Below are 5,402 nucleotides of genomic sequence, written 5' to 3'. Positions count from 1 at the left end.
CCGCGCCCCGCGCCCCGCGCTCCGCGCCGCCTGCATCCCAAACGGACCCTCGGCCCTGTCAGAGGCGGCGGCCGGAACCCCTCTAGCGGCCCGCCTCCTTGGAGACCAGGGCCACCGCCTCGTCCACGTCGTCCGTGACGTGGAAGAGGAGGAGGTCCTTCTCCGCCGCCTTGCCCTGGGCGACCAGGGTGCCCCGGAGCCAGTCGATCAGGCCGCCCCAGTACTCGGAGCCGAAGAGGACGATGGGGAAGCGGGTCACCTTCTGGGTCTGGACCAGGGTGAGGGCCTCGAAGAGTTCGTCGAGGGTGCCGAGACCGCCGGGCAGGACGACGAACCCCTGCGCGTACTTCACGAACATCATCTTGCGGACGAAGAAGTAACGGAAGTTCAGGCCGATGTCGACGTAGGGGTTGAGGCCCTGTTCGAAGGGCAGCTCGATACCGAGGCCGACCGACGTCCCCTTCGCTTCCAGGGCCCCCTTGTTGGCCGCCTCCATGGCGCCGGGGCCGCCGCCGGTGATGACCGCGAAGCCCGCCTCCACCAGGCCGCGGCCCAGCCGCACCCCCGCCTCGTACTCCGGCGAGTCGGCCGGTGTCCGGGCGGAGCCGAAGACGCTGATGGCGGGCGGCAGTTCGGCGAGCGTGCCGAAGCCCTCGATGAACTCCGACTGGATGCGCAGGACGCGCCAGGGGTCGGTGTGCACCCAGTCGGTCGGCGCACGCTCGTCCAGCAGCCGCTGGTCCGTGGTGCTCCGCTGCACCTGGTCCCCCCTCCGGAGGACCGGGCCCAGGCGCTGTTCCTCCGGTGGCTGCTTCTTGCCCTCGGGGTTGCCGGTAGGCATGGGCGCTCCCTCCAGTCGCAGGTCGTTCCACCTCAGCGTAGATCTACGCGGGTTACGTACGAGGGACCTCAGCATGTCCGCCACGCAGCGACGTAAACCCGCGGTGGATGCCGTAGTGGATCACGTAATGGATCTCGTAAGGCATCTCGTAGTGGGTCCCGTAGTGGATCACGCCGTCAGCCAGGAGCGCAGGCGCTCCTCCCCCGCCCGTACCTTCGCGACCTCGACCCGCTCGTCGCGCCGGTGCGCCAGGTGCGGGTTGCCCGGCCCGTAGTTGACGGCCGGGACGCCGAGGGCGGAGAAGCGCGACACGTCCGTCCAGCCGTACTTGGGCTGCGGGGTGCCGCCCACGGCCTCGATGAAGGCCGCCGCGGCCGGGTGGGACAGGCCGGGCAGGGCGGCGCCGCTGTGGTCGTCGACCACGAACTCCTCGATCCCGCAGTCCGCGAAGACCTCGCGCACGTGGGCGAGGGCGTCTTCGGGGCTGCGGTCGGGGGCGTAGCGGAAGTTGACGGTGACGACGCACTCGTCGGGGATGACGTTGCCCGCCACCCCGCCCGTGATGCCGACCGCGTTGAGGCCCTCGCGGTACTCCAGGCCGTCGATCACCGGGTAGCGGGGCTCGTACTCCGCCAGACGCGCGAGGATCGGGGCGGCGGCGTGGATCGCGTTGGCGCCCATCCAGCTCCGCGCGGAGTGCGCCCGCTCCCCCGTCGTCTTCAGCAGCACCCGAAGCGTCCCCTGGCAGCCGCCCTCCACCTGGCCGTCCGACGGTTCCAGGAGCACCGCGAAGTCGCCCTCCAGCCACTCGGGATGGGCGTCGGCGACGTGTCCCAGGCCGTTGAGGTCGGCGGCGACCTCCTCGTTGTCGTAGAAGACGAAGGTGAGGTCCCGGTTGGGCTCCGGGACGGTCGCCGCGATGCGCAGCTGCACGGCGACCCCCGCCTTCATGTCGCAGGTGCCGCAGCCCCACAGGACCCCGTCCGCGTCCAGCCGGGAGGGGACGTTGCCGGCGATCGGCACCGTGTCGATGTGGCCGGCGAGGATCACGCGCTCCGCGCGGCCCAGCTCGGTGCGGGCGACGACGTTGTTGCCGTACCGCTCGACCGACAGGTGCGGCAGGGCGCGCAGGGCACCCTCGACCGCGTCCGCCAGCGGCTTCTCGGTGCCGCTCTCGGAGGGGAAGTCGACGAGCCGCGCGGTAAGCTCCGCGGCATCCAGTGTGAGGTCAAGCGGGGTGTCGGCCATGGCCCGACCCTAACGTGCGTGCCCTTTCGGGCACTGTCCGTACCCGGCACACACCGGGCCCTACCCTCCAGTACCTTGTACGCGTGCTCTCGCCCTCGCCGCCTCCCAGACGCCGCGGTCGCCTCGTCCGTTCGGGCGCCGCCTGCATGGTCCTGCTCGCCGTCGCCGGGTATCTGACGGCGCAGTACGTCAGCGGGGGCCCGGGCGACCCGAAGTGCACCGTGGTGTCCGGCAAGGGCGACGGGGCGGCCTACGAGTTCACGCCGGAGCAGGCGGTGAACGCGGCGACGATCACCGCCGTGGGCACCGCCCGCAAGCTGCCCGAGCGGGCGGTCGCGGTCGCGCTGACGACCGCGCTGCAGGAGTCGGCGCTGCGCAACCTCGACCACGGCGACAAGGACTCGCTCGGCCTGTTCCAGCAGCGGCCCATGTGGGGCTGGGGCACGCAGGAGCAGATCATGGACCCGGCGTACTCGGCGGGCCAGTTCTACGACCACCTGGTCAAGGTGCCGGACTACCTGGACCTGTCGCTGACCGACGCCGCCCAGAGCGTGCAGCGCAGCGGCCACCCGTACGCGTACACCAAGCACGAAGCCGACGCCCTGCTGCTCGCCGGCGCCCTGACCGGTCGCTCCGCCGCGACGCTGACCTGCGACGGGCCTCCCGAGACGAGCCGCGCTCAGGGGCCGGAGGCGGTCCGTGCCGCGCTGGTACGGGACTTCGGGCCCTCGGTGCTCCAGCCGGCGGCCGCAGAGGTGGCCGACGCCACGGCAGCGTCCGCCGACGCGGCCACGCCGACCGCGGGCACGCAGGGCGCTCGCGGAGGCTCGGCGGACGAGCGGACCGTGACCCTGCCGGTGACGGCGGACAGCGGTGCGTCGCCGGAGGAGCGCGCGCGACGGGGCTGGCAGCTGGCCCACTGGGCGGTGGCCAACGCGTCCGCGCTGCGCATCCAGGACGTCTCCTACGCGGGCCGGGTGTGGACCGCGGGCAACACCGCCAGCAAGTGGCGTCCGACGGGTGCGTCCGGCACCAAGGGCGCCGAGCGGGCCGGGGGTTCGGTGCAGATCACGACCGCACGGTACGCGCGGTAGAGGTGCGACGGGGCGGTACGGGCCACCGCGTGGACCGCGGTCCGACGGTCACCTGTACGAGGCTTCACCCGTAGGCGTTGTCCGCGCGGGCGTGGGGGCGACGCGCGGCGGACGTTTTCACGATGCCGGTTCCGGGGCGGTCGGAGCCCGGAGAAATCAAGGGCTGTAAGGATTCGGCAGACTTTCTTACCAGCACCCTTTTGCCCGTTTTTCTGTGCACCTGATAATGCGACGCATTACCAACTCTTTACGTTGGCCCGCCGCAACCTTCGCGGACTTCGAGCGGTAGTCACTGCGTCCGAGCCCGGACGACGAACTCGACAACGAACGCGACGACGACTCGCCGGGCGCGGCGGGATTCCTCATCCTGACCGTTTCTGAACACCGTTGACTTCCGTCTAAGGAGCATCATGTCCCTCCCCCTGACCCGCCGGATCGCCCGTGCCGCGCTGCTCGTCGCTGCGGGAGCGGCCGCCGGGGTCGGTGCGGCCGGCTCCGCCAGCGCGGCTCCCGAACTGCCGGCCACCCCGGACCTCGGGGGCCTGACCGCCCTGGACGGGGCGAACGTCGGCAGCACCGTCGACTCCGCGGCCCAGAACGTCACCGGGACGGCGGGCGAGACCGGCGGCAAGGCGGTCCAGACGGCCGTGCCGACCGCCGGCAAGGCCGGTGGCTCGGTCGTCAAGAAGGCCACGCCGGCCGCACAGGACGCCGCCGGTGGCGCGGCGGGCGCCGCCGGGGACATCGTCGGTGACACCGCGCAGACCGCCACGCAGGGCGGCCTGCCGACGGACGCGCTGGGCAAGGGCGGACTGCCGGTGCAGGGGCTTCCCCTGGGCGGCTGAGCGCCAGTACCGCCACGGCGCCGGGTTCCGGGGTTCGTTCCCCGGGACCCGGCGTTTCGCGTGCCCGCGTCGGCACGGTGGGGGTGGCGGCCGGACGTGGCGGACGGGTCGCGGGTGTGGCGGACGGGTCGGGGGTGTGGCGGACGGGTCGCGGGTGTGGCGGGCGGACAGGCGTCGGCCGGCTCAGGTGGTCAGCCTCGCCACCGCCGCCTGGACGCGTTCGTCCGTCGCCGTCAGGGCGACGCGGACGAACCGTGCCCCCGCGGGGCCGTAGAAGTCGCCCGGGGCCACCAGGACGCCCCGGTCGGCCAGGTGGGCCACCGTGGTCCAGCAGGACTCGTCGCGGGTGGCCCAGAGGTAGAGGCTGGCCTCGCTGTGCTCGATGCGGAAGCCGTGGCCGAGCAGGGCCTCGCGCAGGACCGTGCGGCGGGCCGCGTAGCGTTCGCGCTGGACGCGGACGTGCTCGTCGTCGCCGAGGGCCGCCACCACCGCCGCCTGGGTCGGCGCCGAGGTCATCATGCCGCCGTGCTTGCGGATCTCGAGGAGCGGGCCCAGGACCGCCGGGTCGCCGGCCAGGAACGCCGCGCGGTAGCCCGCGAGGTTGGAGCGCTTGGAGAGGGAGTGGACGGCGACGAGGCCGTCGTACGAGCCGCCGTTGACGTCCGGGTGCAGGACCGAGACCGGGGCGGCCTCCCAGCCCAGCTCCAGGTAGCACTCGTCGGAGACGACGAGGACGCCGTGCTCGCGGGCCCAGGCCACGATGCGGGTCAGGTCGGCCTTGGAGAGGACCTGGCCGGTCGGGTTCGACGGGGAGTTGAGCCACAGGAGCTTCAGGCCCGCCGGGTCCAGCTCGGTGGGGTCCGGCGCGTCGGCGCCCGGTGTCAGCGCGTACGTCTCGTACTGCGCGCGGGCGAGGCGGGCGCCGACCTCGTACGTCGGGTAGGCCAGGTGCGGGAAGGCCACCTTGTCGCCGGGGCCGAGGCCCAGCTGGGTCGGGAGCCAGGCGACGAGTTCCTTGGAGCCGACGATCGGCAGCACGTGCCGGTGGGTGACGTCGCGGGCGCCCAGGCGGTGCTCCACCCAGCCGGTGATCGCGTCGCGCAGTGCCGGGGTGCCCCAGACGGTCGGGTAGCCCGGGGAGTCCGCCGCGTCGACCAGGGCCTTCTGGATCAGCTCGGGGACCGGGTCGACGGGGGTGCCTACGGAGAGGTCGACGATGCCGTCGGGGTGGGCCGCGGCCGTCTTCTTGTACGGCTCCAGCTTGTCCCAGGGGAAGGTGGGGAGGCGGTCGGAGACTGCGGACACGGTGGGTGGTTCCTTTTCGTCGTGAGCGGTCCTCGTGAGCGGTCCTCGTGAGGTTCCTCGTAGGCGCCC

Annotated in this window: 5 protein-coding genes; 2 read left to right on the top strand and 3 right to left on the bottom strand. The window is 72.8% G+C overall.

Going from position 1 to position 5,402, the window contains the following annotated elements:
• Positions 1-82: 82 nt before the first annotated feature.
• Positions 83-841, bottom strand: a complete 759-nt coding sequence (locus tag HZS56_RS37070) for an LOG family protein (protein WP_216725203.1) — start codon at positions 839-841, stop codon at positions 83-85.
• Positions 842-1,009: 168 nt separating this feature from the next.
• Entirely contained in the window at positions 1,010-2,089 is a 1,080-nt protein-coding gene (gene dapE, locus HZS56_RS37065; protein ID WP_216725202.1) for a succinyl-diaminopimelate desuccinylase, read from the bottom strand.
• Between the two features lie 83 nt (positions 2,090-2,172).
• On the opposite strand from dapE, the gene HZS56_RS37060 reads away from it, so the two are divergent.
• Together HZS56_RS37060 and HZS56_RS37055 are read left to right on the top strand one after the other, a co-directional pair.
• Positions 2,173-3,183, top strand: coding sequence for a VldE C-terminal domain-containing protein (locus HZS56_RS37060; RefSeq protein WP_444875602.1), 1,011 nt, complete (start codon positions 2,173-2,175; stop codon positions 3,181-3,183).
• A gap of 410 nt (positions 3,184-3,593) precedes the next feature.
• A complete protein-coding gene (locus HZS56_RS37055) occupies positions 3,594-4,028 on the top strand; it encodes an ATP-binding protein (RefSeq protein ID WP_216725201.1) in 435 nt (144 codons plus the stop codon).
• 183 nt (positions 4,029-4,211) lie between these two features.
• Here the strand turns inward: HZS56_RS37055 and HZS56_RS37050 are convergent, their stop codons facing one another.
• Positions 4,212-5,333: a bifunctional succinyldiaminopimelate transaminase/glutamate-prephenate aminotransferase gene (locus HZS56_RS37050; protein WP_216725200.1), complete on the bottom strand. Its 1,122-nt coding sequence runs from the start codon at positions 5,331-5,333 to the stop codon at positions 4,212-4,214.
• Positions 5,334-5,402 lie beyond the last annotated feature (69 nt).

This window comes from Streptomyces mayonensis (assembly GCF_018982965.1).
GTDB lineage: Bacteria > Actinomycetota > Actinomycetes > Streptomycetales > Streptomycetaceae > Streptomyces > Streptomyces mayonensis.
This window is presented reverse-complemented; position numbering and strand designations above follow the sequence as displayed.